This is a genomic window from Pseudomonas sp. NFIX28, from assembly GCF_900107395.1.
In the GTDB taxonomy this organism is placed as follows: Bacteria; Pseudomonadota; Gammaproteobacteria; order Pseudomonadales; family Pseudomonadaceae; genus Aquipseudomonas.
Map to the genome: position 1 here is coordinate 552070 of NZ_FNPW01000001.1, position 25035 is coordinate 577104.

The 25035-nt window shown below is 67.2% G+C and carries 24 protein-coding genes and 1 pseudogene; 13 read left to right on the top strand and 12 right to left on the bottom strand.

What is annotated here, in order from left to right:
* Positions 1 to 117: 117 nt before the first annotated feature.
* Positions 118 to 2094 (top strand): hybrid sensor histidine kinase/response regulator, encoded by a 1977-nt coding sequence (locus tag BLV20_RS02435; protein ID WP_092296474.1) that lies wholly within the window; start codon positions 118 to 120, stop codon positions 2092 to 2094.
* A gap of 20 nt (positions 2095 to 2114) precedes the next feature.
* Positions 2115 to 2912 carry an exodeoxyribonuclease III gene (locus tag BLV20_RS02440; protein WP_092296477.1) on the top strand — a complete coding sequence of 266 codons (798 nt, stop codon included), beginning with the start codon at positions 2115 to 2117 and terminating at the stop codon, positions 2910 to 2912.
* Between the two features lie 86 nt (positions 2913 to 2998).
* Here BLV20_RS02440 and BLV20_RS02445 read toward each other — a convergent pair.
* A pseudogene (locus BLV20_RS02445) lies at positions 2999 to 3229 on the bottom strand (hemerythrin domain-containing protein); the annotation flags it as partial.
* A gap of 239 nt (positions 3230 to 3468) precedes the next feature.
* Positions 3469 to 4836: a cation:proton antiporter gene (locus BLV20_RS02450; protein WP_092296480.1), complete on the bottom strand. Its 1368-nt coding sequence runs from the start codon at positions 4834 to 4836 to the stop codon at positions 3469 to 3471.
* Between the two features lie 317 nt (positions 4837 to 5153).
* Here BLV20_RS02450 and BLV20_RS02455 point away from each other — a divergent pair, with 317 nt between their 5' ends.
* Positions 5154 to 5396 carry a hypothetical protein gene (locus BLV20_RS02455; protein WP_092296483.1) on the top strand — a complete coding sequence of 81 codons (243 nt, stop codon included), beginning with the start codon at positions 5154 to 5156 and terminating at the stop codon, positions 5394 to 5396.
* A gap of 50 nt (positions 5397 to 5446) precedes the next feature.
* On the opposite strand, the gene BLV20_RS02460 is transcribed toward BLV20_RS02455, so the two are convergent.
* Positions 5447 to 6004 carry an ATP-dependent Clp protease proteolytic subunit gene (locus BLV20_RS02460; RefSeq protein WP_092296486.1) on the bottom strand — a complete coding sequence of 186 codons (558 nt, stop codon included), beginning with the start codon at positions 6002 to 6004 and terminating at the stop codon, positions 5447 to 5449.
* A gap of 150 nt (positions 6005 to 6154) precedes the next feature.
* Positions 6155 to 6451: a hypothetical protein gene (locus BLV20_RS02465; protein WP_092296489.1), complete on the bottom strand. Its 297-nt coding sequence runs from the start codon at positions 6449 to 6451 to the stop codon at positions 6155 to 6157.
* A 315-nt stretch (positions 6452 to 6766) separates the two neighbouring features.
* Between BLV20_RS02465 and BLV20_RS02470 the strand changes: the two genes are divergently transcribed.
* The 4 genes from BLV20_RS02470 to BLV20_RS02485 all read left to right on the top strand — a co-directional run bounded on the left by BLV20_RS02470 (position 6767) and on the right by BLV20_RS02485 (position 8580).
* Positions 6767 to 6970, top strand: a complete 204-nt coding sequence (locus tag BLV20_RS02470; RefSeq protein WP_092296492.1) for a hypothetical protein — start codon at positions 6767 to 6769, stop codon at positions 6968 to 6970.
* 132 nt (positions 6971 to 7102) lie between these two features.
* Positions 7103 to 7603, top strand: coding sequence for a CinA family protein (locus BLV20_RS02475; protein WP_092296495.1), 501 nt, complete (start codon positions 7103 to 7105; stop codon positions 7601 to 7603).
* Positions 7604 to 7612: 9 nt separating this feature from the next.
* Positions 7613 to 8128, top strand: coding sequence for a hypothetical protein (locus tag BLV20_RS02480; RefSeq protein WP_256577637.1), 516 nt, complete (start codon positions 7613 to 7615; stop codon positions 8126 to 8128).
* An 8-nt stretch (positions 8129 to 8136) separates the two neighbouring features.
* Positions 8137 to 8580 (top strand): DUF421 domain-containing protein, encoded by a 444-nt coding sequence (locus BLV20_RS02485; RefSeq protein WP_092296498.1) that lies wholly within the window; start codon positions 8137 to 8139, stop codon positions 8578 to 8580.
* An 83-nt stretch (positions 8581 to 8663) separates the two neighbouring features.
* Here BLV20_RS02485 and BLV20_RS02490 read toward each other — a convergent pair whose 3' ends face one another.
* A complete protein-coding gene (locus BLV20_RS02490; RefSeq protein ID WP_092296500.1) occupies positions 8664 to 9521 on the bottom strand; it encodes an SDR family oxidoreductase in 858 nt (285 codons plus the stop codon).
* A gap of 249 nt (positions 9522 to 9770) precedes the next feature.
* Entirely contained in the window at positions 9771 to 11162 is a 1392-nt protein-coding gene (locus tag BLV20_RS02495; RefSeq protein ID WP_092296503.1) for an aldehyde dehydrogenase family protein, read from the bottom strand.
* A gap of 101 nt (positions 11163 to 11263) precedes the next feature.
* On the opposite strand from BLV20_RS02495, the gene BLV20_RS02500 reads away from it, so the two are divergent.
* Complete coding sequence (locus tag BLV20_RS02500; protein WP_092296506.1) at positions 11264 to 12142, top strand: putrescine utilization regulator PtrR; 879 nt, start codon at positions 11264 to 11266, stop codon at positions 12140 to 12142.
* Here the strand turns inward: BLV20_RS02500 and BLV20_RS02505 are convergent.
* The 3 genes from BLV20_RS02505 to BLV20_RS02515 form a co-directional block, all read right to left on the bottom strand.
* Complete coding sequence (locus tag BLV20_RS02505) at positions 12139 to 13662, bottom strand: sensor domain-containing diguanylate cyclase (protein ID WP_092296509.1); 1524 nt, start codon at positions 13660 to 13662, stop codon at positions 12139 to 12141. The two genes, BLV20_RS02500 and BLV20_RS02505, sit on opposite strands and share 4 nt — an antisense overlap.
* A gap of 217 nt (positions 13663 to 13879) precedes the next feature.
* Positions 13880 to 16297, bottom strand: a complete 2418-nt coding sequence (locus BLV20_RS02510; RefSeq protein ID WP_092296512.1) for a DUF3772 domain-containing protein — start codon at positions 16295 to 16297, stop codon at positions 13880 to 13882.
* 219 nt (positions 16298 to 16516) lie between these two features.
* Positions 16517 to 17536: a helix-turn-helix domain-containing protein gene (locus tag BLV20_RS02515; RefSeq protein ID WP_092296515.1), complete on the bottom strand. Its 1020-nt coding sequence runs from the start codon at positions 17534 to 17536 to the stop codon at positions 16517 to 16519.
* 79 nt (positions 17537 to 17615) lie between these two features.
* Between BLV20_RS02515 and BLV20_RS02520 the strand changes: the two genes are divergently transcribed.
* Positions 17616 to 18482 (top strand): phytanoyl-CoA dioxygenase family protein, encoded by an 867-nt coding sequence (locus BLV20_RS02520; RefSeq protein WP_092296518.1) that lies wholly within the window; start codon positions 17616 to 17618, stop codon positions 18480 to 18482.
* Here the strand turns inward: BLV20_RS02520 and BLV20_RS02525 are convergent, their stop codons facing one another.
* The 3 genes from BLV20_RS02525 to BLV20_RS02535 all read right to left on the bottom strand — a co-directional run bounded on the left by BLV20_RS02525 (position 18483) and on the right by BLV20_RS02535 (position 20917).
* Positions 18483 to 18746 (bottom strand): hypothetical protein, encoded by a 264-nt coding sequence (locus BLV20_RS02525; RefSeq protein WP_092296521.1) that lies wholly within the window; start codon positions 18744 to 18746, stop codon positions 18483 to 18485.
* Between the two features lie 42 nt (positions 18747 to 18788).
* Positions 18789 to 20135 (bottom strand): erythromycin esterase family protein, encoded by a 1347-nt coding sequence (locus tag BLV20_RS02530; protein WP_092296524.1) that lies wholly within the window; start codon positions 20133 to 20135, stop codon positions 18789 to 18791.
* 104 nt (positions 20136 to 20239) lie between these two features.
* Entirely contained in the window at positions 20240 to 20917 is a 678-nt protein-coding gene (locus tag BLV20_RS02535; protein WP_092296527.1) for a DUF2238 domain-containing protein, read from the bottom strand.
* 288 nt (positions 20918 to 21205) lie between these two features.
* On the opposite strand from BLV20_RS02535, the gene BLV20_RS02540 reads away from it, so the two are divergent.
* The 4 genes from BLV20_RS02540 (at position 21206) to BLV20_RS02555 (ending at position 25029) form a co-directional block, all read left to right on the top strand.
* On the top strand, positions 21206 to 21439 hold the full coding sequence (locus BLV20_RS02540) for a PLD nuclease N-terminal domain-containing protein (RefSeq protein ID WP_092296529.1): 234 nt from the start codon (positions 21206 to 21208) through the stop codon (positions 21437 to 21439).
* A gap of 116 nt (positions 21440 to 21555) precedes the next feature.
* Positions 21556 to 22875, top strand: coding sequence for an iron-containing redox enzyme family protein (locus BLV20_RS02545; RefSeq protein WP_092296532.1), 1320 nt, complete (start codon positions 21556 to 21558; stop codon positions 22873 to 22875).
* A gap of 18 nt (positions 22876 to 22893) precedes the next feature.
* On the top strand, positions 22894 to 23868 hold the full coding sequence (locus BLV20_RS02550) for a methyltransferase (RefSeq protein WP_092296535.1): 975 nt from the start codon (positions 22894 to 22896) through the stop codon (positions 23866 to 23868).
* A gap of 6 nt (positions 23869 to 23874) precedes the next feature.
* Positions 23875 to 25029: a carboxylate-amine ligase gene (locus BLV20_RS02555; protein WP_092296538.1), complete on the top strand. Its 1155-nt coding sequence runs from the start codon at positions 23875 to 23877 to the stop codon at positions 25027 to 25029.
* The last annotated feature ends 6 nt before the right edge of the window (positions 25030 to 25035 follow it).

The following is a 25035-nucleotide window of genomic DNA, read 5'->3' on the forward strand; positions in this document are numbered from 1 at the left end:
ACCCTGCGCAGTGTTTGCCTGCTTGCCGGGCTTGCGCCATGCGCATGTCGACGGCCAGGCGACCGACCCTCTGGCCCCTGCAGAAGAATGCCGAGAAATAGCCTGGCGGAGACCGATATGGCTGAGCAACTGCGCAGAGTTCTGGACGAGGACCGTTTTCGCCTGCTGGTCGAGGCGGTGGCTGACTACGCAATCTACATGATCGACCCCCAGGGCATCGTCACCAGCTGGAATGCCGGCGCCCGGCGTTTCAAGGGATACCAGGAGGCGGAAATCCTCGGCGCGCACTTTTCCTGTTTCTACACCGCCGAAGACCGGCAGGCCGGCTTGCCCGGACGCGCATTGGACACCGCGCTCGCCGAAGGGCGGTTCGAGAGCGAGGGCTGGCAGGTGCACAAGGACGGCTCGCGCCTGTGGTGCCATGTGGTGATCGACCCGATCCGCGACGCCGGTGGGCAGTTGCTGGGTTTTGCCAAGATCATCCGCGACCTGACCGAGCGCAAGGTCGCCGAAGAAACCCTCAAGCAGAGCGAGCAGCAATTTCGCCTGCTGGTGCAGAGCGTCACCGACTACGCCATCTACATGCTCGACCCCGAGGGCCGGGTCAGCAGCTGGAACCTCGGCGCGCAGCGGATCAAGGGCTACATGCCGCAGGAAATCATCGGCGAGCATTTTTCGCGCTTCTACACCGAGCAGGACCGCCTCGACGGCGAACCCCAGCGGGCGCTGGACATCGCCACTTGCGAGGGGCGTTTCGAGAAGCAGGCCTGGCGGGTACGCAAGGACGGCACGCAGTTCCTCGCCCACGTCATCATCGACCCGATCCGCAGCGATGCCGGGGAGTTGCTGGGGTTCGCCAAGGTCACCCGCGATATCAGCGAGGCGGTCGAGGCACAGAAAGCCCTGGAAAGTGCCCGCGAAGCGCTGTTCCAGGCGCAGAAAATGCAAGCCATCGGCCAGCTCAGCGGCGGCATCGCCCATGACTTCAACAACCTGCTGACGGTGATCCTGGGCAACCTGGAACTGGCGCGCAAACGCATCGGCGGCGACCCGAAACTCGCGCGCCTGCTGGACAATGCGGTGATCGGCGCCGAGCGCGGGGTGTCGCTGACCCAGCGCATGCTGGCCTTTGCCCGGCGCCAGGAACTGAAGACCGAGCCGGTGGCGCTGACGCAACTGGTGACCAACCTCAGTGGCTTGCTCGGCAGCTCGCTGGGGCCCCAGGTGACTATCCTCACCGAGCTGCCCGAATCCCTGCCGACGGTGCTCGCCGACGTCAACCAGCTGGAATTGGCATTGCTCAACCTGGCGACCAATGCCCGCGATGCGATGCCCGGCGGCGGCACGCTCCTGTTCAAGGCCGACCTGTGCGACAGCAGCCAGGCCGCCGGCGTCAACCTGCCCCATGAGCGTTATGTGCGCCTGTGCGTGATCGACAGCGGCGAAGGCATGGACGAGCAGACCCTGGCCTTGGCGGCCGATCCGTTTTTCACCACCAAGGGCCTGGGCAAGGGCACGGGCCTGGGCTTGTCGATGGTGCATGGCCTGGCCGAGCAGCTGGGCGGCCGGCTGATCCTCAAGAGCCGCAAGGGGCAGGGCACCACGGCCGAGCTGTGGCTGCCGCTGGCGACCCAGGCGATCCAGGCCGCCGCGGCCCGGGCGCCGAGCGCCGGCGCGGCGCAGCAGCCCTTGTGCGTGCTGGTGGTCGACGATGACAGCCTGGTCCTGACCAGCACCACGCTGCTGCTCGAAGACCTTGGCCACCAGGTGCTCTGCGCGATGTCCGGCGCCCAGGCGCTGCAACGCTTCGCGGAATGCCCGGCGATCGATCTGATGATCACCGACCTGGCGATGCCGGTCATGGACGGTGGGCAGTTGGCGAGCGCCGTGCGCCAGCTGCGCCCGGACCTGCCGATCATCCTCGCCAGCGGCTACGCCCAACGCCTGGAGGGTTTGGCGGCCGCCTTGCCACGGGTGCCCAAGCCCTACACCCAACTGCAATTGATCGAGGCGCTGGCCCAGGCGGTGGCGCAAACGCCAGCCCGGCGCAACGAAGCGCCGCCGGACGCCGGGCTTCCCGCGACGGCCGGTTGAGCCGAGCCGGGACCGCACCGATGAAAGCGCTGAAAATCGCCACCTTCAACCTCAACGGCATTCGGGCCCGGCTGCCGAACCTGCTGGCCTGGCTTGAGCGCGAGCGTCCCGACATCGTCTGCCTGCAGGAGCTCAAGGCGGCGGACCGCGAATTCCCCAGCGCAACCCTGGAAGCCGCGGGTTACGGCAGCCTGCACCACGGCCAGGCGTCCTGGAATGGCGTGGCGATCCTGGCTCGCGACAGCCAGCCGCTGGAAATCCGCCGCGCCGTGCCGGGCACCGAGGAGGACGGGCAGAGCCGCTACCTGGAAGCAGCGGTCCATGGCCTGCTGGTGGGTTGCCTGTACCTGCCCAACGGCAACCCGCAGCCGGGGCCGAAGTTCGACTACAAGCTGGCCTGGTTCGAACGCCTGATCGAGCATGCGGCGATCCTGCAAGGCAGCGAGCACCCGGTATTGCTGGCGGGCGACTACAACGTGGTGCCGACGGATTTCGATATCTATAACCCGCGTTCCTGGCTCAAGGACGCGCTGCTGCAACCGCAGAGCCGCGAGTGTTACCAGCGCCTGTTGGCCCACGGCTGGACCGACGCCCTGCGCGAGCTGTACCCGGACCAGCGGGTCTATACCTTCTGGGATTATTTCCGCCAGCACTGGCCCAGGAATGCCGGCCTGCGCATCGACCACCTGCTGCTCAACCGGGCCCTGGCCCCTTACCTGAAAAACGCCGGGGTCGATGCCTGGGTGCGCAACGAACCCCGCGCCAGCGACCATGCGCCGGCCTGGATCACCCTTGGCCCGCGCAAGCGGCGCCGCTAGCGCCGGGCCCCTGGCGGCAGATACAAAAAGCCCGGCGCCAGGGCCGGGCCTGCGAGCAATAGCGCTCGCCAGGGTGAGGAAAGGGCTCAGGCGGCATGGCTCGATGCACCCATGGCCTTCTTGTATTCGCTCTTGAGCATTTCCATTTCGCTGCCCAGTTGTTCCAGGGTCGCCTCGTCCAGCAGCTTGCGGGCCTGGGGAAACATCTGGGTTTCTTCCTCTTCGATGTGATGTTCGAGCAGATCCTTGATCACCTTGACCCGCCCGGCGAATTCGGGCGTCGACGGATCGGTGGCCTTCAGGTTCGGCAGCACCAGTGGTCGCTTAGCAGCAGGTCGATGGCATTCATGATGTCTCCTCCGTCTCCTCTGTCTTCACGGTTTCGTCACGGACTCGGGACGTTCTTTGGCCGTCCTGGTAAGGCGAAGGCTGCATTGGCCGTGCCAGTTTGGCCAACGGGCGCGCCCCCGGTCGTCCGAGGGGTTGCGCCCAGCGCAGCGCCAAGGGCTTCGTGCAAGCTGCTTGGCGCAGGCCATCGCGCCTTGCATTCTGCGGCTTATGCCGTGGGCCGCTCGGGGTGGCGCCGGCGTTGCTTATGACGCTCGTAGCGGGCGAGCAGCGGCTGGGTGCTGAGGCCGTGGACCAGGATGCTCAGCGCCACCACCGACAGGGTGAGGTTGCTGCTGGCCTCGGCCAGCGCCGGGTCGAGGTCGTGGTTGAGGGCGTAGAACAGGTAATAGAAGCTACCGATACCGCGGATCCCGAACCAGCCGAGCAACAGGCGCTGGCGGCCGTCGAGCAGGCGGCCCCAGGGGATCAGCAACACGCTCAGCGGGCGGATCAGCAGGAACAGCACGGCCCCGACCACCAGCGCATGCCATTCCCAGTGAGCCACCAGCACCACGCCGAGCAGGGTCACCAGGAACACCTCCATGGCCCGTTCCACCAGGCCGCCGAAGGCCAGCATGTCGCCGAGCATGATGCCCGCCGCGACCTGGCTTTGCGGCAAGGTGTCGACGTCGCCGTGCACCGCCTGCGCCGGATCGACATGCTGGTGGCCGACCACCGGTTGCACCAGGTGCTCGGCCGGGGCGCGGGCATGGTCGCTGGAGTGCACTTCGGCCTGGCGCAGGCCCAGGCCGGCGGCGAACACCGCGAGAAAGCCGTAGCCATGGATCAGCTCGGCGAGCACGTAGGCCAAGGCGATCAGGGCAAAGCTCAGGTAGTCGTTCGGCGACACCGTGCTGTCGGCATATTTGATGCGCAGGTGCAGGGTCAGGTGGCCGAGGCCGCGCCCCATCCAGTAGCCGCTGAGCAGCCCCGCGGGAACCGCCCACAGCAGGCTGAACAAGGCCCAGTCGTCGAGCCAGCTGGCGATGTCGTCGCCCTGGCGGGTCAGCAGCAGGCCGAGAATCACGAAGGGGAACGCCACGCCGTCGTTGAGCCCGGCCTCGCCGGACAGGCCAAAACGCACCCGGTCGTAGTCCCGGGCGTCGTTGACCTGCACCAGCGTCGCCAGCACCGGGTCGGTCGGCGCAAGGATCGCCCCGATCAGCAGCGCCGGCCCCCAGGGCATGTGCAAACCGTAGTGCAGCAGCAGGCCGACCCCGGCGATCGACAGCAGCATCACCGGCCCGGCCAGGCCGAACGCGATACGCCAGCTGCGGGCATGGAACGGCAATCTGAGCTTGAGGCCGCTGACGAACAGCGAGAACAGCACCGCCACTTCGGTCAGGTGTTCCATCCACCCCGAGGCCTGGTGCAGGTCCAGGCGCAGCAGGCCGACGCCGGCGGGGCCGATGGCGATGCCCAGCGCCAGGCAGACCACCGAAGTGGTCACCGGCATCCAGCGCAGGTAGGAGGAGGTCAGCGCGAGGATCAACAGCACCGCGCCCAGGACCGCGACCCAGGCAATGAAGGTCATGACCGTCTCATGCCTGGGGTGGTGCGGGCGGATCCAGCAACGGCGGCGATCATCGACGGGCTCGGGACGATAGGCATGGACAGTTCCTCATGAGCGCGGGCGTACAGGGGCGGGCACGCTCGCCGGTCGAAATGGCGCGGCCTCAAGCTGAAGACGCCTGCCAGGCCCGGACGTTCCGCCGGGCGGCCGTACGGCGGGTGGCCAGAACCGCCGCCATGAACGGCGCCATGGCCATTCGTCCGTTGCCTCGCACCCGGCGCGCAGCGCGGAATCGAACGAGGACAGGCAATACCGCCCGAACCGATGCAGAGGTCCCCATGACTCGCCAACCCAAAGACCCGCGCGACGATCGACAGAACGACCCGCAAAACGATCGCACTCGCGCCCCCGAACCGTTGGAGCCACAGGACGCCCATGGGTTGCCCGGCTATCCCGGGCGAGCCACGTCCGCTCGCGAAAAGAAACCCGGCAGGACCTCGGCCAACCGCCCCGAGCCCGACCCAGGCACCACCGAACCGGGCAGCGAAATCCCGGACCATGGCAACCACAAGCAAGAGTGAGGCGCCGTGTTGCGCCCGGGTGTTCGGCCCCCGTGCCGGGAGCAAAGCGCTCAGCCGCCCGACACCTTCCAGTGCTTGACGTCGTCGGCGAAGATCACCTGGCGCACCTCATGGGCGATGCCGTAGGCCAGCGACTCGTGGGCGGCAATGACCTTTTCCTCGGCCGACAGGCATTTGAAGATGTCCAGCTTGGTGGCGGCCTCGGCGGTTTCCAGCTCGTAGATTTTCACGTAGCGCGCCAGGTCGTTGTCCAGGCTGGAGAGGTATTCGCGCAGGCGCTGGTGGTCCACCGAGCTCTGGCTGAAGTACCAGTTCATCGGGTGGATCAAAAAGCGTGAGTGCGGCGTGGTGATGCGCCGGTTGGCGGCCAGGAACATGATGATGCCCATGGATTCGATGTTGCCGGCGTTGATCGCGCACAGCGGCACCGGCAGCGACTTGAGAAAGGTGTAGAGGGTGAAGCCGAAGTTGGTGCTGCCGCCGGTGGTGGACAGGTTCAGCAGCAGCGAGGTAGCGCCTTGCTCGATCGCCTCCAGGCAACTGTCGCGAAAGCGCTCGGTGGTGCCCTGGTCGATCTGGCAATGAAAATGCACGATGTGCTCGGTCATCGGACGGCCTCCCAGTGTGGGCCACAGCGCGTGGCCAGGCTCTACGATTGAGCACGGGAAGCGGCGAAAGTTTCTCGTCGATTGCCGCTGGCCGGGCCTGTCGATCCGCGCTGGCGGGCGGGCCCGGCGGCAGCGGGGCGGGCCGGCGAATCAGCGGCCGGTCCGGTGCAGGACGGGGCGCGGTTCCTGAGGGCTCGCTTCGCTGCGCGGCTCGGCGAAATCCCGGTTCACCAGGCACAGGTGCTCGATCGCTTCGCGGTACTTGGCCTCGGCCTTGCGGCGCAGGCCGCGGTACTGCTCGAACGTCTCGCTGTCCAGCTGCGGGCTCTCCAGGAGCTCATAGGCCCGGGCGTTGAGCGCACGAGCCTGGTTGAACAGCCGCTGGTTCTGCTCCAGGGCGAACTTGCGGCAGGCGCGCAGCTGGAAGCGCTGGTGGGTGGTGTCCATGACATTCTCCGTATTCTGCGAAATCGGTCGCCACGCCCAATGGCCAGTGGCAAGGTCCGGGCCCGGGTATCCCCAATGCGCGGGCCGTGCATCGGTAATCATTCGACCGGGGCCTGTCTCGCGGGACTGCAAAAATAATCAGCAGAAAAATCGTTGGATCGGAGGCGTTCCAGCGCCTCGAAAAATCAGGTTTTTCAATAGGTAACGGCCGCGGCAAAAAACCGCGACCGCCTATCCACTGCCTCGCACGCCGTGGCACTGCCCCTGCCTAAGCGAATAAGGCCCGGATTCACCGGACCTGCTGTGAGGTGCATCATGACCCCTTCAAAACCTGGTCCCAACGATCCACGTTCCCCTGAAACCGATCCTCAGCAACCCATGCGCAAGCACGACCCGGTGACCGATCCCAATGTCGACGACGATGCCGAACGCAATGAATGGCAAGACGATATGGAGCGGCCAGACCCCGACCTGCCGGCAGCGGACGAGCCGACCCCGCTGTCCGACGATCGCCGCTGAGCGCTCGCCCCGCAGACAAGCCCGCCCGCGTTGCGGGCTTGTTTTTTTACCGCCGTCGCCACGCATGGCACGCCGATAGAACGGGCGCGAAGGCGGGTGGTCAACCCAGAACAACCCTTGCGGACAAACGATATGAACGGCGTCGAACGAGTGGTCGAGTACCTGCGCCAGCAGCACCTGCGGCTGACCACCGCCGAATCGTGCACGGCGGGCGGCATGGTGACCCTGCTGGCCCAGGTGCCGGGCAGCGGCGAACTGATCGAAAGCGGCTACGTGGTGTATTCGGCCGAGGCCAAGCAGCGCCTGCTCAATGTCAGCCGCCAGACCATCGACACCTTCAACCTCACCAGTTGCGAGGTCGCCGGGGAAATGGCCGTGGGCGCCTTGCGCGCCAGCCCGGCGACCGTGGCCGTTGCCACCACCGGGCTGCTGGGGCCGGAGGATGTCGATGGCATCCCGGCGGGCACGGTGTGTTTTGCCTGGGCCTTTTCGCTCGCCGGGCAATTGGCCCTGTTCACTCGCAAGGAGCGGTTTTTCGGCTCCCGCGAAAAGGTCCAGGAACTGGCATCGCTGCACGGCCTGTTGCAGTTGCCGCATTTTCACCGGGCCGCGCTCAACGGCGAACGGGGTTAGGAGGGCGCCGTGGACGAATCGGCCGAGGACGAGCTGCTTTCCCGCAACCAGCCGGTCCAGGAGGACATGGCGTTGCAGCGCAAGGTCTGGCATTTCGAGCGGGTCGGCTGGTACGCCCTGGTCGTGATCGTGCTGCTGACCCTGGCCGGGCTGTTTTCCAAGGGCCCGTTGAGCACGCGTGACATCAGCAATGCCGACGACACGCTGCGCGTCGAATACCAGCGGTTTTTGCGCAACGGCGCGACGGACTCGCTGACCCTGCATCTGCGCGGCGGCGCGTGGCAACTGCTCGAGGTGGAAATCAGCGGCGAGCTGCTGCAAGGCTTCAGTGTGCAGGCGCTGCAACCCGCGCCGGTCAGGGCGGGGGCCGCCGGCCCCGGCATCAGGCTCTGGGTGCAGGCCGACGCCAATGGCCAGGCCCGGGTCTACCTGACGCTACTCAGCACCGGGCTGGGCGGCCATGCCAGCCGGATCCGCCTTGCCGACAGGCCGCCGCTGGCCATTTTCCAGTTCATTTATCCCTAGGTGATGCCATGGATTCGGTCCTGCGTGCGGCGTTTATCTACCTGGTGCTGATGGTGCTGTTCAAGGTCGCCGGGCGGCGGTCGCTGGCCGAGCTGACCACCTTCGACCTGGTGCTGCTGATGGTGATCGGCGAGGCCACCCAGCAGGCCCTGGTGGGCCAGGACTTTTCCCTGACCAACGCGCTGCTGGTGATCGTCACGCTGATTGCCATCGATGTCGGCCTGTCGCTGCTCAAGCTGCGTTTCGACGGTTTTTCACGGCTGGTCGACGGCGGCCCGACCGTGATCGTCGAGCATGGCCGGCTGCTGCACAAGCGCATGCGGCATGCGCGGCTGATAGAGGCCGACATCCTCGAAGCCGCGCGCGCCAGCCACGGGCTGGAGAGCCTGGAGCAGATCAAGTACGCGGTGATCGAGCGCAACGGCAAGATATCGATCATTGCCTACGAATAAAGCGGCCGACGGGCGCACCTCGAGGCGTTGCAGCCGCAAAGGCGCGCCGCGAGCGAAGGGCGGCAGCGGTCGGGCCATCGCCGCTAGAGGATCGGCCTGCCACCCGTCACGCCATAGCGCGAGCCGGAGATGTAGCTGGCTTCATCCGAGGCCAGCAGCACATAAATCGGCGCCACCTCCACCGGTTGCCCAGGGCGCCCCATGGGCGTCTGTTCGCCAAAGCGGCTGGCGTCTTCCTCGGGGATGGTCGAGACAATCAAGGGGGTCCAGATCGGCCCCGGCGCCACGCTATTGACCCGGATGCCACGCTTGCCCAACAGCTGCGCCAGGCCGGCGGTGAAGTTGGCGATCGCGCCCTTGGTGGTGGCGTAGGCCAGCAGGGTGGGCTTGGGCATGTCGGAGTTGATCGAGCTGGTGTTGATGATCGAGCTGCCTTCAGCCATGTGCGTCAGGGCCGCCTTGCACAGGCGAAACATCGCGGTGATGTTGATATCGAAGGTCTTCAGCCATTCGTCGTCGGAAATGTCCTCGAGTTCGTGGTGGGTCATCTGGTAGGCCGCGTTGTTCACCAGCACATCGATGCGGCCGAACTGCGCGACCGTGCGCTCGACCACGGCGTCGCACACGGCTTTCTGCGCCAGGTCGCCGGGCAGCAGCAGGCACTGGCGGCCCGCCTGTTCGACCCAGCGCGCGGTTTCGCGGGCGTCTTCGTGTTCGTTCAGGTAGGCGATGGCGATATCCGCGCCTTCGCGGGCAAAGGCGATGGCCACCGCGCGGCCGATGCCGCTGTCGGCGCCGGTGATCAGGGCGATTTTGTTCGCCAGCCGGCCCGAGCCGACATAGCTCTGTTCGCCGCAATCGGGCTGCGGCTGCATTTTCCACTGGCTGCCGGGAACCGGCTGGGGTTGGGGCGGGAAGGGGGGCTTGGGGTAGGTTTTCATCGGTGAGTCTCCTGTCGATATCGGGTATGGACAGAGGCCGGTTTTCACCAGGCCGGACATCTATTGGGAGAACCGCCGAAGCTGAAAGTTGAAACGCAATGGCCCGCGGCACGACGGGTGGTTGAAAGCCCGTAGGAGCGAGGCTTGCCCGCGAAAATCACGGGCACCGCGTTTACCCAGGCGCTATGGGTAATCGTTGAGGTCCATCGCGGGCAAGCCTCGCTCCTACGGGATGGGGGGGCTGGAGGTTCAGTTGCGGTCCAGCCATACCGTTTGGGCGTTGCAGAACTCGCGGACGCCAAAGTGCGACAGTTCGCGGCCGAAGCCGCTTTTCTTCACGCCGCCGAAGGTTACCCGCGGGTCGCTGGCGCAATAGCCGTTGATGAACACGCCGCCGGTTTCCAGCTCGGCGCCCAGGCGCTCGGCCAGGGCGACATCCTGGGTGTAGATGGTCGAGGCCAGGCCGAACTCGCTGTCGTTGGCCAGTTCCAGGGCGTGTCGGGCATCCCGGGCCGTAATGATCGAGGCCACGGGGCCGAACAGCTCCTGCCTGAACGAGGTCATCCGGTCGGTGACGCCGGCCAGCACCGTGGGCTGGTAGAAGTTGCCCGGGCCCTCGGCCTTGGCGCCGCCCAGCAGCAGGGTCGCGCCTTCGCCCAGGGTGGCCTGCACTTGCTCGTCCAGCTCGTCGCGCAGGTCGAAGCGCGCCATGGGGCCGATGTAGGTGGCGTCGGCCAGCGGATCGCCGACCACCAGCTGGCGCGTGGCGGCGACGAACTTCTCGGTGAAGGCCTCGACCACCCCTTGCTCGACGATCAGGCGCTTGGCGGCGGCGCAGACCTGCCCGGTGTTCTGGTAGCGGCCGATGACCGCGGCCTGCACGGCGGCGTCCAGGTCGGCGTCGTTGAGCACGATAAAGGGGTCGGAACCGCCGAGTTCCAGCACGCATTTCTTCAGCGCCGCGCCGGCCTGGGCACCGATGGCGATCCCGGCGCGCACGCTGCCGGTCAGGGTCACGGCGGCGATCCGCGGGTCGGCAATCGCCTGGGAGACGCCGTCCGCGGTGACGTTGATCACCTCGAACACGCCCTGGGGGAAACCGGCGCGCTGGAAGGTTTCCAGCAGCAGGTAGGCGCTGCCCATGACGTTCGGCGCGTGCTTGAGCACGTAGGTGTTGCCGGCGAGCAGCGCCGGCACCGCGCCGCGCAGCACCTGCCAGATCGGGAAATTCCACGGCATCACCGCGAGGATCGGGCCCAGCGGCCGGTATTCGATGCGCGCCTTGCCGTTGGGCACCGGGGCCGGCTCGGGAGCGAGCATCGCCGGGCCTTCGGCGGCGTACCACTGGCACAGCTGCGCGCATTTCTCGATCTCGCCGCGGGCCTGGGCGATCGGCTTGCCCATTTCCAGAGTGATGCTGCGGGCCAGGGTTTCGCCGTTGTCGCGCAGGGCCTTGGCCAGGGCCAGCAGCAACGCCGAGCGCTGGTCGAGGCTGCTGCGGCGCCACTGGGCGGCCGCCGCCGCGGCCCGGGCGAGGGCGGCGTCCAGCTGCGCGGCGCTTTCATAGCGGTAGTGGGCAATCTGCTCGCCCGTGGTCGGGTTGATCGAAAGGGCGTGGGTCTGGCTGGAAACGGTGGTCATGGCAGCGTCCTGTGAGCTGGGGAATGGCTGCAGGTTAGGCTGGCGGCAGACTTATGAAAACTGAATAATAAAGAGCATGTCTTTCACGTTTGGAGAATGAATTGGATCTGGTGCAGCTGGAAATATTCAAGGCGGTGGCCGAGCAAGGCAGCATCAGCGCGGCGGCCCAGCTCATCCACCGCGTGCCTTCCAACCTGACCACGCGGATCAAGCAGCTGGAGCAGGATTTGGGGGTGGAGCTGTTTATCCGCGAAAAGAGCCGCCTGCGCCTGTCGCCGGCCGGCTGGAGTTTTCTCGACTACGCCCGGCGGATTCTCGACCTGGTGCAGGAGGCGCGGCTGACGGTCGCCGGCGAAGAGCCGCAGGGGCCGTTTTCCCTCGGTTCCCTGGAAAGCACGGCGGCGGTGCGGATTCCGGCCTTGCTGGCGGCCTACAACCAGCAACACGTCAAGGTCGAGCTGGACCTGTCCACCGGGCCCTCCGGGACCATGATCGACGGCGTGCTGGCCGGGCGCCTGACCGCGGCCTTCGTCGATGGCCCGGTGCTGCACCCGAGCCTGGAAGGCGTGCCGGTGTTCGACGAGGAAATGCTCATCATCGCGCCGCTGGGGCATGCGCCCATCACCCGCGGGCGCGACGTCAACGGCGAGAGCATCTATGCCTTTCGCGCCAACTGCTCCTACCGCCATCACTTCGAGCGCTGGTTCAGCGAGGATGCCGCGGTGCCCGGCAAGATCCACGAAATGGAGTCCTACCACGGCATGCTGGCCTGCGTCAGTGCCGGTGCCGGCCTGGCGCTGATGCCGCGCAGCATGCTGGAAAGCATGCCCGGTTGCGGCACGGTGAGCATCTGGCAACTGGCGCAGCCGTTCCGCTTCCTGCAGACCTGGCTGATCTGGCGCCGCGGTACGGTATCGCGCAGCCTCACCCACTTCGTGCGGTTGCTGGAGGAGCGCGGGGCGGTAGCGGCCAGCTCCTAGGAGGTCGGCACGGTCTGATTGCGCCCCGCGCGCTTGGCCATGTACAGCGCCGAGTCGGCCTGCATCAGTAGGGTCTTGAAGTCGGACGTGGAGGGCACGCAGCTGTAGACCCCGAGGCTGACGGTAACCACGCCGGCGGGGTTCTCCGTGTGGGCTATCGCCAGCTCCTGCACCGCCAGCCGGATGCTCTCGGCCAGCACATAGGCGCCGCCGGGCTCGGTGTCCGGCAACAGCACCGCGAACTCCTCGCCGCCATAACGCACGGCGAGGTCCGAGGGGCGGCGCACGCATTGGTCGATGGCCTGGGCGACGGCGCTGATGCAATGGTCACCCGCCACATGGCCGTACTGGTCGTTGAAGCTCTTGAAATGGTCGATGTCGAGCATGATCAGGCTGATCGACGAGCGCTGGCGCGCGGCGCGCAACCATTCCAGCTCCAGGCTGCGCTCCAGGTGGCGCCGATTGGCCAGGCCGGTCAGGCCGTCCTGCAGCACCAGCGCCTGCAGCTCCGAGCGCGCCTTCTTCAAATGGCTTTCCACCCGCAGGCCCTTGCGCACCTGCTTGTACAGCAGGACGCCGACCAGCAGGTTGACCAGCAGCACCAGCGCGATCATGCCCGTCATCTTGTAGGTGTCGGCGCGCCAGCTGCTGAGGATGGCGTCCCGCGAGTTGGCCGCCGCCACCACCAGCGGGTATTTCTGCAGCATGCGGTAGCCGAACAGGCGGTCGACGCCATCGATGATGGAATTGACCATCACCGTGTCGGCGGGAGCATTGGGCAGGTGGATGGAGAAGATTTCGCCCTTGGCCAGGGAGCTGCCGATGAGGTTTTCGTCGAATGGCCGCCTGGCGATGATCGTGCCCTGGGGCAGGGCGAGGAAGATCGCGCCCTTGTCGTCGATGTTGAAACGGGCGAAGAAGCTGTCGAAGTAGGACATCTTGATAGTCGCCAGCACCACGCCCTTGAAGTTGCCGTGGGCGTCGTTGACCCGGCGCGAAAAGGGAATGACCCATTCGCCGGTGGTCCGGCTGCGCAGGGCCGGGCCGATGCGCGGGGACAGGGTGACGTTTTGCTGGTGGAACTTGAAGTAGTCGCGGTCCGAGTTGTTCGCCGCCACCGGCTGGTAGTCGAAGGAGGTGAGGACCCAGCGGCCGTGCGTGTCGTAGAAGAACAGGCCATGCAGCTGTTCGGTGGTGAAGACGCGTTTCTTCAGCAGCTTCTGGGTCTTTTCCAGGGCCGCGGGCGACAGGTCGCCGAGGCGCTCGATCAACTCCTCGAGAATCAGGTTGGCTTCATCGAAGGTGTCGGTGGCCTGTTGCTCGATGGACCATGCCAGGTTGCCGGAGGTCAGCCGCGCCTGCTCCAGTTCATGGGCCTTGCTGTTGGTGACCTGGATGGCATGGATGCTCAGGATCGAAACCGCCACCACCATCAGGAAGGCGATGGTGACGGCCAGTACGGGAAGCCGTTTCGACTCCAGGGCGCTGTCCTCGGTGCTGCTGTCGGGTTGTGCGTCCACGATTGTCCTTGTCTTGCCTGGAATCAAACAGGGCTGTCGTCAGGCTCCTCGATGACAGCTGCCGCTCGGGTTGAAAAAAGTTGCCAGGGTATCAGCCACGATAGCTCAGGGCTTGTGGCTGCAAGATAAAAAAACAAGGATTTGGCGCCGCGAGGCGGCGGTGCCAGCGGGCACCGCCTGGTTTTTTGCGAGCAAGCTCGCTGCCACAGGGGCCGGGTCAGGCGCTGGGCTGGGCCGGTGCCTCGCCCGGCGCTTTCTCCTGCTGGCCGTTGATCAGCATCATGTTCTGCGGCGACGACAGGGCGATGCCCAGTTCGCGCAGGCGCCCGAGGATGGTGAACAGCAGGTCGCTGCGGGTGCCGGACACCGAGCGCGGGCTGTTGACGTAGCCGCTGACGTTGATGATCAGGCCGTTGCTGGTCAGGTCCTTGAACGACACCGAGATCGCCGGCGTCTTGAGAATGGCCTCGTGCTCGGCGAAGGCCCGCAGCAGCAGCTCGCGGACTTTCAGCACATCGGTTTCCAGCGGCAGGGTCAGGGTGATGCCGACCACGCCCAGTGCGTTGTCCATGGTCACGTTGCGCACGTTCTGCGAAATGAACTGCGAGTTCGGCACGATCACCGTGGAGCGGTCGGACATCTGGATTTCCGTGGCGCGCACGTTGATCCGGCGGATATCGCCCTCGACGCCGGCCAGGCTGACCCAGTCGCCGACCTTTACCGGCCGCTCGGTGAGCAGGATCAAGCCGGAGATGAAGTTCTGCACGATGGCCTGCAAGCCGAAGCCGATACCCACCGACAGGGCGCTGACCACCCAGGTCAGGTTGGTCAGGTTGATCCGCAGGATCGACATCACCACGATCGCCAGCAGGACAAAACCGATATAGCCGACCAGGGTCACCAGCGAGGCGCGCATGCCGGCGTCCATATTGGTTTCCGGCAGCAGCCGCTCGCTCAGCCAGCGCTTGAGGATGCGCACGGCCACCATGCCGCCGACCAGCAGCACGATGGCCAGGAGCATGTCCTCGGGCACGATGTTCAGGTTGCCCAGCGACCGGCGGCCGACATCCAGCTGGCTGAAGCTTTCGAATAGTTCCGCCGGGCTCGACCCGGACGGTATGAAGGCCAGCAGCAGGGCGAGGAACAGCAGCAGGGTTCGGCCAATACCGGCCAGCACCGTGGCGGCCTGGGCCTGGTGCCGAGGCGACAGCCCGAGGGCCGACGCCAGTGCCAGCCCGCCGGGCTGCTTGGGCGACAGCAGGGTTTCGCAGATATCGCCAAAGCAGGAAATCAGCAGGTAGGCGCTGGTCGTCACCACGCTGATCCACAACAGCTTCACGGTGAGGAAATACGCCAGGGTCAGGTAGCCGCTCAGCAGCGAGAGCAGGATGGCCGCGACCCACACCGACACGATGAAGGGCAGCAGCCCGGCAATGCCGCTGGGACGCTCCAGCCCGGCACGCCGGCGGGTGCGGTGGTAGCGCGCCAGGGCAAAGAGAAAGATCAGCGCCGTGACCAGCGCCGTGAGGCCATTGACCGCCACGGTCAGGGCCAGGCTGCTGGCGATCACGCTGTTGATCCGCTCTTCGCCGGCGATGAACAGCAGCGCCAGGGCCAATATCACCGGGAACGGCCCCAGGGCCGTGGCGATCGGGTCGGGAATCGGCGGCAGGCGCCAGGACGGGCGGCGCAGCATCAGCATGGCCCGGCCCAGGCCGAGCACGAAGGAGCAGAAAATCAGCAGCGTCAGCCACTGGTCGAACAGGTTGAGCACGTCGGCGCTCAGCGTGGCGCTGCTGACCAGCCCCCAGCGCACCAGCGACGCGGCGACATTGATGGTGAGAATGGTCGTCAGCCCGACCGTCAGCGCCAGGGTGCTGCGGCGCAGCCGGCCTTCGGGGAACCAGCGGATCATCGACCAGATCAGCAGGTGCTCCAGCAGGCGGCGCCCGGCGAACCAGATCAGCGCCGCGACGATCAGCGTGGCGATGAACAGCCCGCGGTTGCCAGGGGCCAGCGCGGTCTCGAACGCATTGAGGATTTCCTGCTTCAGGCCGTTCAGGCGCCCCAGGTCGTCCTCGGTGGGGCGTACCAGCGTCGACCAGAAGGCCGGGCTCAGGGGGCTGGCCGAACGGGTGCTGATCTGCGAATTGAACAGGCTGCGGCGCAGGTTGATGATCTGGGCGGCGAGGTCGCTGGCGGACTGGCTGAGCAGGTTGGCCTGGCGCTCCTGCTCGAGCAGCGCATTCTTCTGCGCGCTCAGCACCTGGCGCTGGCTGGCCAGGCTGGGCGCCTCGTCGGGCAGGGGCGGCCCCAGGACCTTGAGCTGGTCGTCGAGGCGCTCGATGTCGGCGACGCGCAGGGCGACCAGGCTGTCGGCCTGTTTCTGCACTTGCAGCGCGGCCTGGCGTAAATCCGAGAGCAGGTCATCGTTGGCGCTCGCCGACACGCTCTGGCGGATCAGCTCGAGGCGGTCGTTGAGCTGTTCGAGGCCGGCGCCCTCGGCCAGCAGCGGCAACTGGTTGCGGGCCACGGCCTGCGGCGCGGACGCCGGGGCCGCGAAGGCCGGTAGCGCAATACACAGCAGCAGGGCCAGCAGCCCCATCCCCCAGCGGTTCTGTCTCACTCGCCGCATTTGTCATGTCCTCTTTTTGCTTGGCACCGGCCCAAACGAGCATAGACCGCTCCATCCCGGCAGAAATTCCCCCCTGGGCGGCCTGCTACCGCGTGGATTGGGGTGGCGCAGCATGACCGGTTGCGCCGCGTTCGAGAACGCCCGGGCGATGAAAAAAAGCGCGTGGGCCGCCGGCGATGATCCCAGCGCGAGGTCCCGGACCGGCGCCCTTTGCCATGCTCAGCGCCGGCCGCCGCGATAGGCCCCCGGTGGCAGTCCGGTCCATTGCTTGAAGGCGCGCTGGAAGGCGCTGGGTTCCGAATAGCCCAGGCGTTCGGCCAGCCTGGCGACGCTCACCGAGCCGCGGGCGAGCAGGGTGCAGGCCAGGTCCCGGCGCAACTCGTCGCGCACCCCGAGGAAGCTGATGCCGAGCGCCGCCAGCCGCCGGGCCAGGGTCTGGCGGGAGATGCCCAGGGCCTTGGCGGCTTCAAGTTCGGACAGCCCGGCAAAGGGTTCGGCGGCGCACAGCAAACCGCGCAGGCGCGCCTCGAAACTGGCCAGCGGGCCGGGGGCGATCACCGCCGGCAACAGACGCCGGGCGAAACGCGCGGCCTCCGCCGGCCGGCGCATCAGCGGCGCCTGCAGGTTCGCCGCCGGCAGTTCGAGCAAGGCCTGCGTGCCGAAGCCGGGCTGGCGGCCGAACAGAAAACGGGTCTGCGCGGTAAAGCTGCTCAAGGCCTGCGGCAGGACGATCCGCCGCAACGGCAAGGTTTCGCCAACGAGCCAGCTGCCGCTATGCCAGAGCGCCAACAGCAGCATATGCGGCCAGAGCACCGAGTCGGTTTGCGCCCCGGGGCGCGGGGTCAGCAACAGGCGGGCGGTCTTGGCGCCCCGTTCCAGGCGCCAGGGCGGCGCATCGTCGAACAGCTTGTAGAAGCGCGCGGCCTCGTCGAAGGCATCGGCCAGGGTCGGCAGGTGCACCAGCAGGCGCAGCAGTTGCTCGAAGCTGCCCGGCGGCACCGGGCGGGCGAAGAAACCGAAGGCTTCGTCGGCGCCGACGCCCACCGCCAGGCGACTCAAGGCGCGGTAGTTCAGCGGAGCCACGCGATAGCCGTCGCGCAGCGCTTCCCTGGGCAGGTCGCAGCGCCCGAGCAGCGTGGCGCGGGCGCCGTTGTCGAGGCGCAACTGCGCGAGCATCTCGCGCACAAAGCGCGCGGGAATGGTTGGCGCGACGATCCAGTGCGGGTAGGGGCGGGTCATGTCACTTGAGGCAAAGCGTCATTGGCGATCACTCCGAAGTTCTGCAGATTGATGCGACCAACTCCCGGGGAGCCAGTCGATGACAACCACCACCTTGCCCGAGCGGCGCGATTACATGAGCAGCGGCGGCGCCCGGACCTACCTGTCGACCGCCGGCAGCCAGCCCGTGGTGCCGGCCGCGCAACTCGACGAACTGCTGGCGCGCCTGCAACGCGACGGCTTCGTGGTGCTCGAGCGGCTGTTCGATGAGCAGCAGGTTAGCCGCATGCGCGAGGACCTGCTCGGACGTTTCTGCCACACCGGGCGCAACTCGTTCGAGGGCGCATGCACCCAGCGCCTGTACGCGGTGATTGCCAAGACCCGGGTCTGCGATGCGCTGGTCGAGCACCCGCTGATCCTCGGTCTGCTCGACCGGCTGCTGGCGCCCAACTATCTGCTGTCGCAGTTGCAGGCGATCAATATCCTCCCGGGCGAGTGCGCCCAGCACCTGCATTACGACGATGCCTTCTACCCCATGGCGCGCCCGCGGCCGCCCTATGGCGCGGCGACGATCATGGCCCTGGACGACTTCACCTGCGACAACGGCGCCACCGTGGTGATTCCCGGCAGCCACCTGTGGGACGGGCGCCTGCCCACCCAGGCCGAGCAGGCGGCGGTACAGCCGGTGCTCATGCCCAAGGGCTCGGTGGTGTTTTTCCTCGGCACCCTGTGGCACGGCGGTGGCGCCAATCACAGCGGCGCGCCACGCCTGGCGCTGACGGCGCAATACTGCGAACCCTGGGCGCGGCAGCAGGAGAACTTCATCCTGTCGACCCCGCGCCACGTCGCCCGACAATGCAGCGAACACATCCAGCGCATGCTCGGCTACTCGATCCACGCGCCGTTCATGGGCATGGTCAACGGCATGCACCCCAGGCGAGTGCTGGAAGAGCCGGACGCCCAGTGATCAGTTGCCGTCTGCGACCTTGCGCTCTATCTCGGCGATTTTCCGCGCGATGTCCTCGGCCTCCTGCTCGCTGCGCCTGACGGATTCGGGCGTGGCGGGTTCAGCGGCGTCCTGGTTGAGTTCGTCTTCTTCGCGCGGACGGTTTTGCGGATTTTCCAGATTCTCCAGGTCTTGCGGGTTTTCGGCCGGTGGCTCGGGGCGATCTTCGCCGGCGCTGCCGGCGGTTGGCCCGGCGGCGTTCGGATCGTGCAGGTCATGGCTCATGTCGCGGTCCTCGCTGGGGTGGTCGGGGCCAAGGGCAAGTGCCTAGACCCCGAAAGGAAAGGTGTCTTCTTCATGGCTGAGGCCGCCGGCCACCGGCAACGGGGTAACGGCAGAGGTCGTTTCATGCCATATCAGCGCATCGAACTGATCGCCCAGCAGCGCCTGGAAATAATGGCTCTGGCGCTCCGTCGCGGGCCGGTAGATGACGCCGATCGCGCGCTCCAGCAACGGCTCCGATAGCGCCTCGTGCAGCTCTTCGCGCTCGGGGGCGCGCCAGTCGGTCAGCGAGGCGGGAATGCCCGCCTGGAGAAACTGCTGCTCCCAACTGTCCGCAAGGGAAGGCCGCACATCCTTGATCCCCATGTCACCGTCCCAGTTATCAGCGGCCACCACCTGGCCGCGGTCGGTGCTCATGCCGATCAGCACGGCGTCGTCGCCGTAGGCCATGCGGCACAACTGGCCGATGTTGAATTCGCCGCGCCAGCCCATGTCGGTCGCCGCCGCGTTGCCGATGTGCGAGTTGTGCGCCCAGACCAGCGCCTTGGCGCCGGCGCCGCGATGGGCGAGCAAGGCTTGCAGGGTGTCGAACATGTGCCGGTCGCGCAGGTTCCAGGAGGCGGCCGAGCTTCGGTACATGGCGCGGTAGTACTGCTCGGCGGAGCGGATCACCCGGGCATTCTGGGTGGCACTGAAAAGCGCTTCGTGGTTGTTGGCGAGGCGCTCGTTCAACAGCGTGTTCAACTGCTGGACCACCGCCTCTTCGCAGGAGGCCTCGTGGCCGCGCTCGACAAAATGGCCATACAGCGCCGGGTCGTCCTGCCAGGGCGTCAGGCAGCCGTAGCGCTGGCGCGCGTCGTGCGCCAGGCGGGCGTCGGTGCGATCGAGGTAGGCCAGCACTTCGCTGATGGAATTGCGCAGGCTGTAGACATCCAGGCCACGGAACTCGACGCGCTGGTCCGCGGCCAGGGTGCGGTTGTAGCGGTGCAGCCAGCGGGTGAATTCGCAGACCTCGATGTTGCGCCACATCCAGCTCGGAAAGCGGCTGAACGCCCGTTGCCGGGTGGTCGAAGGGCCGAGGTCGCGCACGTGCCGGTCGATTTCCCCGGCATCGGGCCAGTCGGCCTCGAGGGCGACGATGCTGAAGCCGTGGTGGGTGATCAGCCGTTGGCTGATGGCCGCGCGGGTCCGATAGAACTCCCGGGTGCCGTGGGTGGCTTCGCCGATCAGCACCACCCTGGCGTCTGCGTAGCGGTCGAACAGCTCGCCGAAAGCTGCGGATTCGAGGACCGGCAGCGGCTCGGCATATCGGCGCAGCAGGGCCGGCAGGCCATGGTCGCTCTGCGGGCCGGTTCCGCGAGCCCGCCGCGGCTCCTTGGCACGTGAATTCATGGCGCTGCCTCCTCCGGGGTCGCGGATGCCAATTGTCAGGGTCGATACACAGCAGACGTTGCCGCGCCGGCGGTGTTCCCGCCCGCGGACCGAAGGTCGGGCGATCAGCGGCGCAATGCCGCGAGGACGCGGATGAGCTCGCTGACACAGGCGCCCGCCATGCCCAGCGCCATGTCTTTCTGCGCGTCCCAGGTGTCGCGCTGGGTGGCGAGGAACGCCTTGGCCTGGTCGTCTCCCAGGTATTGGCCACCGATCCATTCGATCAGTTCGTACAGCGCCGACGTGGCGAGTATCAGGCTGACCACCAGGCCGGCCAGCCAGGGGCCGCGCAACGGCGTGTGGCGCGCCAGCAGTTCGCGCGTCGGCAGGTAGAACAGCAGGCCGTAGCTCAAGTGAACCAGGCGGTCGTACTGGTTGCGCTGCCAGCCGAGGATGTCGTTCAGCGAGCGGTCGGTGAGCTGGCGCACCCATTCGTCATAAGGCACCTTGGCGTAGGTGTAATGGGCGCCGAGTTCGTGAATGGCCAGCAACAGGACGATCGAGCCATAAGCCAGCGGCGACAGCCGCAAGGAGCGCCAACCCGCCAGCAGCCCCAGCAGCAGGGCGACGGGCAGGGCGTTTTCGAGCAGCCAGTCCACCCGATTGTGCGGCGCAATGCCGGAGGCGATCACCAGGGCGGCGCCCAGGGCCAGGGCCATGGCCACCTGGGCGGGGGAAGCAGGCGCAGCCGTCGACTTGTCCCTGGGCGCCGCTACCGGCAAGGGTGAGCGCTCAGCCCGCATGGCGCGCACCTGCCGCCGGCACGCCTTGCCTCCCAGGCGCCTTGGCACCCGGGCGGGCAGGGACGCCGATACGATCGAGCGTTTTCATGAGCGCTCCCGCGAACTTTCGAAACTACCTGTGTATTTGGGTCTTCGCCGCGCCTGGACGTTCGTTGCAAGGCGCCCCCGGGAGACGAGCGGCAACCTGGGGCGATTCCCGGTGGCCAGGCCCAGCCGCTCGGAAAAAAGGTTGAACCCGGCGAATGGCCGCGAAACCTAAGCTTTATCAACCCAAAGGGAGTCGCCGTCATGACAGACCTTGCCAGCTATTTCTGGATCGCCGTCGCCGTGCTGATCATCCTTGTCGACCTGTGGGCAATCATCAGCGTCTTTCGCAGTGACAAGTCCCCCGGGGTCAAGGTCATGTGGTTCCTGGGCATTGTGATCTTCCCGGTCCTGGGCCTGATCGTCTGGGGCATCGCCGGCCCCCGTGGCATCAAGCGCGGTACCGGGCCGACGTCGCCCGAGCACAGCAAAGGCTAGTGTCCGGGGCTTGCCATGCCAGCGTGGTCCGATCGCGTCCTGCCGAGCGCACCCGGCCTGTGTCGGCCGCTCGCCGGGCGGGCGTGCCCGTGCCTGCCGCGCACCAGGTGCCGGCCATGAGCCTGTTGCTGCCGCTGCATGGCGCAACCAGCCCCCTGGAGGGCGCGCCGCTGCGCAATCTGTACCAGCGCCTGCTGGCGGATTCCGGCGCGCACGCCAGGCAGGCGGCCGAGGACTTTCTGCGCCAGCAACTGCAACGCCTGGACGACGGCCCGAGCCCGCTGCCCGACGACCCCGGGCAGTTGCCGGGCTGGGTCGAGCAGCACTGCGCCGCCGTGGCGCGCTATTTTCGCAACAAGGCCCATGCGCTGTATTTCCTCCGGGCGGTGGCGCCGACCAAGCAAGTGGACGGCGCCTGGCTGTACGGAACCTTGCGCCACTGGCAGGACTGTCGCTACGACGGGCTGGTGACCACCTACCTGGAGGAACTCGGCAGCGGCGAGGCGGCACAGAACCACGTGGCGATCTATCGCCGGCTGCTGGCCGGACAGGGTTGCGACAACGACGACGGGCTGCTCGACGAGCATTTTCGCCAAGGCGCCATACAACTGGCGCTCGGGCACTGCGCCGAGGCCTATATGCCGGAGGTGGCGGGCTACAACCTGGGCTACGAACAGCTGCCGCTGCATTTGCTGATCAGTGCCTGGGGGCTCGCTGAACTGGGGATCGATCCCTACTATTTCAGCCTCCACGTGACCATCGACAACGCTAGTTGCGGGCATGCCCGCCGGGCCGTGCAGGCGGTCCGCGAGCTGCAGCCCCTGGGCCGGGATGCGCGCCGCTATTGGCAGCGGGTCGCCCGCGGCTACCGGCTGAACGACCTCGGCCTGGGGTCGAGCGCGGTGATCCAGGCCTTCGACCTGGAGCGCGAGCTGGTGGCGATGCTCGAGCGCAAGCGCCGCTTCGGCCAGCACCTGCATGGCGACCATTGCCGCGTCGACGGCCGGAGCATCAATCAATGGCTGGCCCAGCCGGGGCAGATCCCGGCGTTTCTCGAGGCGCTGCAAGGCCAGGGCTGGATCAAGCGCCACCAGGACCCCGGGCGCAGCCGTTTTTGGCAGTTGGTCGAAGGCGCCAGCGCCGCCATGTTCGGGGTGTTCAGCGGCTTTGAAAAACAGCTGCTGCATGACTGGATCACCGGCGACGAGGGCGCGGCAGCGGCGCGCGCGCAGCGTGCCCGGTCGAATGACCGGACGCCCTTGCCCAACCCGCCGGACGATGAGGAAACCCAGGCCCTGCGCGGCGAACTGGCGGGGCTCGGCGTCGAACGGCAGCTGGCGTGCCTGCTGCCGTGGCTTGGCCCGCAGCGGCATTTCCGCCCGGCCGGGTTGTTCGCCACCCGCCGTTTTATCGAACTGCGCGCCTGCCTGCGCTGACCGACGAGGAAACCGCCCATGGTCGATTCCGCTCTTCATTCGCTGGTCTGCACCGCGCAATTCCAGGCCGACCAGGCCCTGCTGCACCTGGGCCGGCGCCTGCTGGCGGCCGGTTATCGCTTTGTCACGCCGACGCCGCTGACCCAGCAACGGGTCAACGCCCGCGCACAGAACCGCCTGGCCAGCGACCTGCGCGGGGTCTTCGGCTGGTCGCGGCCGTTCACCGAGCAACTGTTGGACGCCGCCGAACTGGCCGAGCTGGAACAGGCCGGTATCGTCGACAAGCAGGATGGCCACTGGCGCAGCACGGTGCGCTGGTCGAGCCTCGGGACGCTGCTGCTGGCCCATTCGGCCTTTCCCACCGATGAGCCCGACGCGGTGTTTTTCGGCCCTGACAGCTACCGCTTCGCCAGCCTGATCGAAGAGCACCTGCGCCAGCGCTTCGCCCCGGTGCGGCGCGCCGTGGACATCGGTTGCGGCACCGGGGTCGGCGCGTTGCTGGTGGCCAAGGCCCGGCCGGCTGCCGAGGTGCTGGCCGTGGACATCAACCCCAAGGCGCTGCGCCTGAGTGCGATCAACGCCGAGCTGGCCGAGGCGCATAACCTGCGGGTCTACCACAGCAATGTGCTGGAAAGCGTCGACGGCCGCTTCGACCTGATCCTGGCCAACCCGCCCTATATGCACGACAGCCAGCGGCGGACCTACCGCCATGGCGGCGGGGCGCTGGGCGAGCAGCTGTCGCTGCGCATCCTCGCGGAAGCGCTGCCGCGCCTGCGCCGCGATGGCAGCCTGTTGCTCTACACCGGGGTAGCGATGGTCGCGGGCGAGGATCCGTTCCTTGGCGCCGCGCGCACCTTGCTGGCGGGCGACGCTTACGGCTGGACGTACCGAGAGCTCGATCCCGACGTGTTCGGCGAAGAGCTGGAAAAAACCGGCTACGAGCAGGTCGAACGGATCGCCGTGGTGGCCTTGACCGTCACCCGACTGAGGTAATCGCCGATGCCGTCGGTGCTCCAGCTCGATCCCCAAGGCCCGCAGCGCTTTGGCATCGAGGAAGAGTATTTCATCACCGACCTGGACAGCCGGCGCATGCTCGCCGAACCGTCGATCCGGGTGCTGCAGGCCTGTCGCGAGGCGATTGGCGAAGGCTTCGCCCATGAAATGTTCCAGGGCCAGATCGAAGTGGCGTCGCCGGTATTCGAGCAGGGCGCGCAGGCCGCGGCGTACCTGGGCCGGGTACGTCGCGACCTGAGCCGGGCGCTGGCCCGCCATGAGCTGGGCCTGGTCTGCGCCGGCTCGCACCCCTTGGCCGATTGGCGGGCGCAGCGCGCCACGCCGCTGGGGCATTTCCAGGAACTGTTTGCCGAGTACGCGCTGGTTGCCCGGCGCAGCGTGCTCTGCGGCCTGCATGTGCATGCGGAAATACCGCCGGGCATCGACCGCATCGCGGTGATGAACGAAGTGCTGCCGTGGCTGCCGCTGCTGCTAGCGCTGAGTGTTTCGTCGCCGATCTGGCAGGGCGCCGACAGCGGCTACCTGAGCTATCGCCAGGTCGCCTGCGATGAATGGCCCCGCATGGGCATTCCCGAATACCTGGCCGACGAGCCGGCCTTCCAGCATTACCTGCGGCTAATGCGCGAGGCCGGGGCAATGGCCGCCGATGCCAATGTCTGGTGGTGCATTCGGCCTTCGCTCGGCTTCCCGACCCTGGAGCTGCGCATCACCGATGCCTGCCCGCGCCTGGCCGATAGCCTGACGCTCGCGGCGCTGTACCGGGTCATGGTGCGGCATGCCTGCCTGCTGCGGGCTCCCGGCCGTCACTTGAGCCCCGACGACTACTGGCTGCTCAAGGAAAACCGCGCCCAGGCCCGGCGCTGGGGGCCCCGCGGGCGCTTTGTGGCGGCGGCCGGCGCGGCGCCCCTGAGCCTGGCGCGGTGGCTGGACCAGGCGCAGCGCACCCTGGGCGCCACCGCCCGGGTGCTGGGCGAGGAGGGGGTGTTCGACCGGGCCCGGCGACTGTTGCGCGGCGGTACCAGCGCCGAACGCCAGCTGCGTTGTTTCAACGCGCAGGCCGCGTCGCGCAGCGAGCAGGCGCGGTTGATGGCGGTGGTCGATCTGTTGCTCGAAGAAAGTGCCGCAGGCGCCGGCGAATAGGCGCCC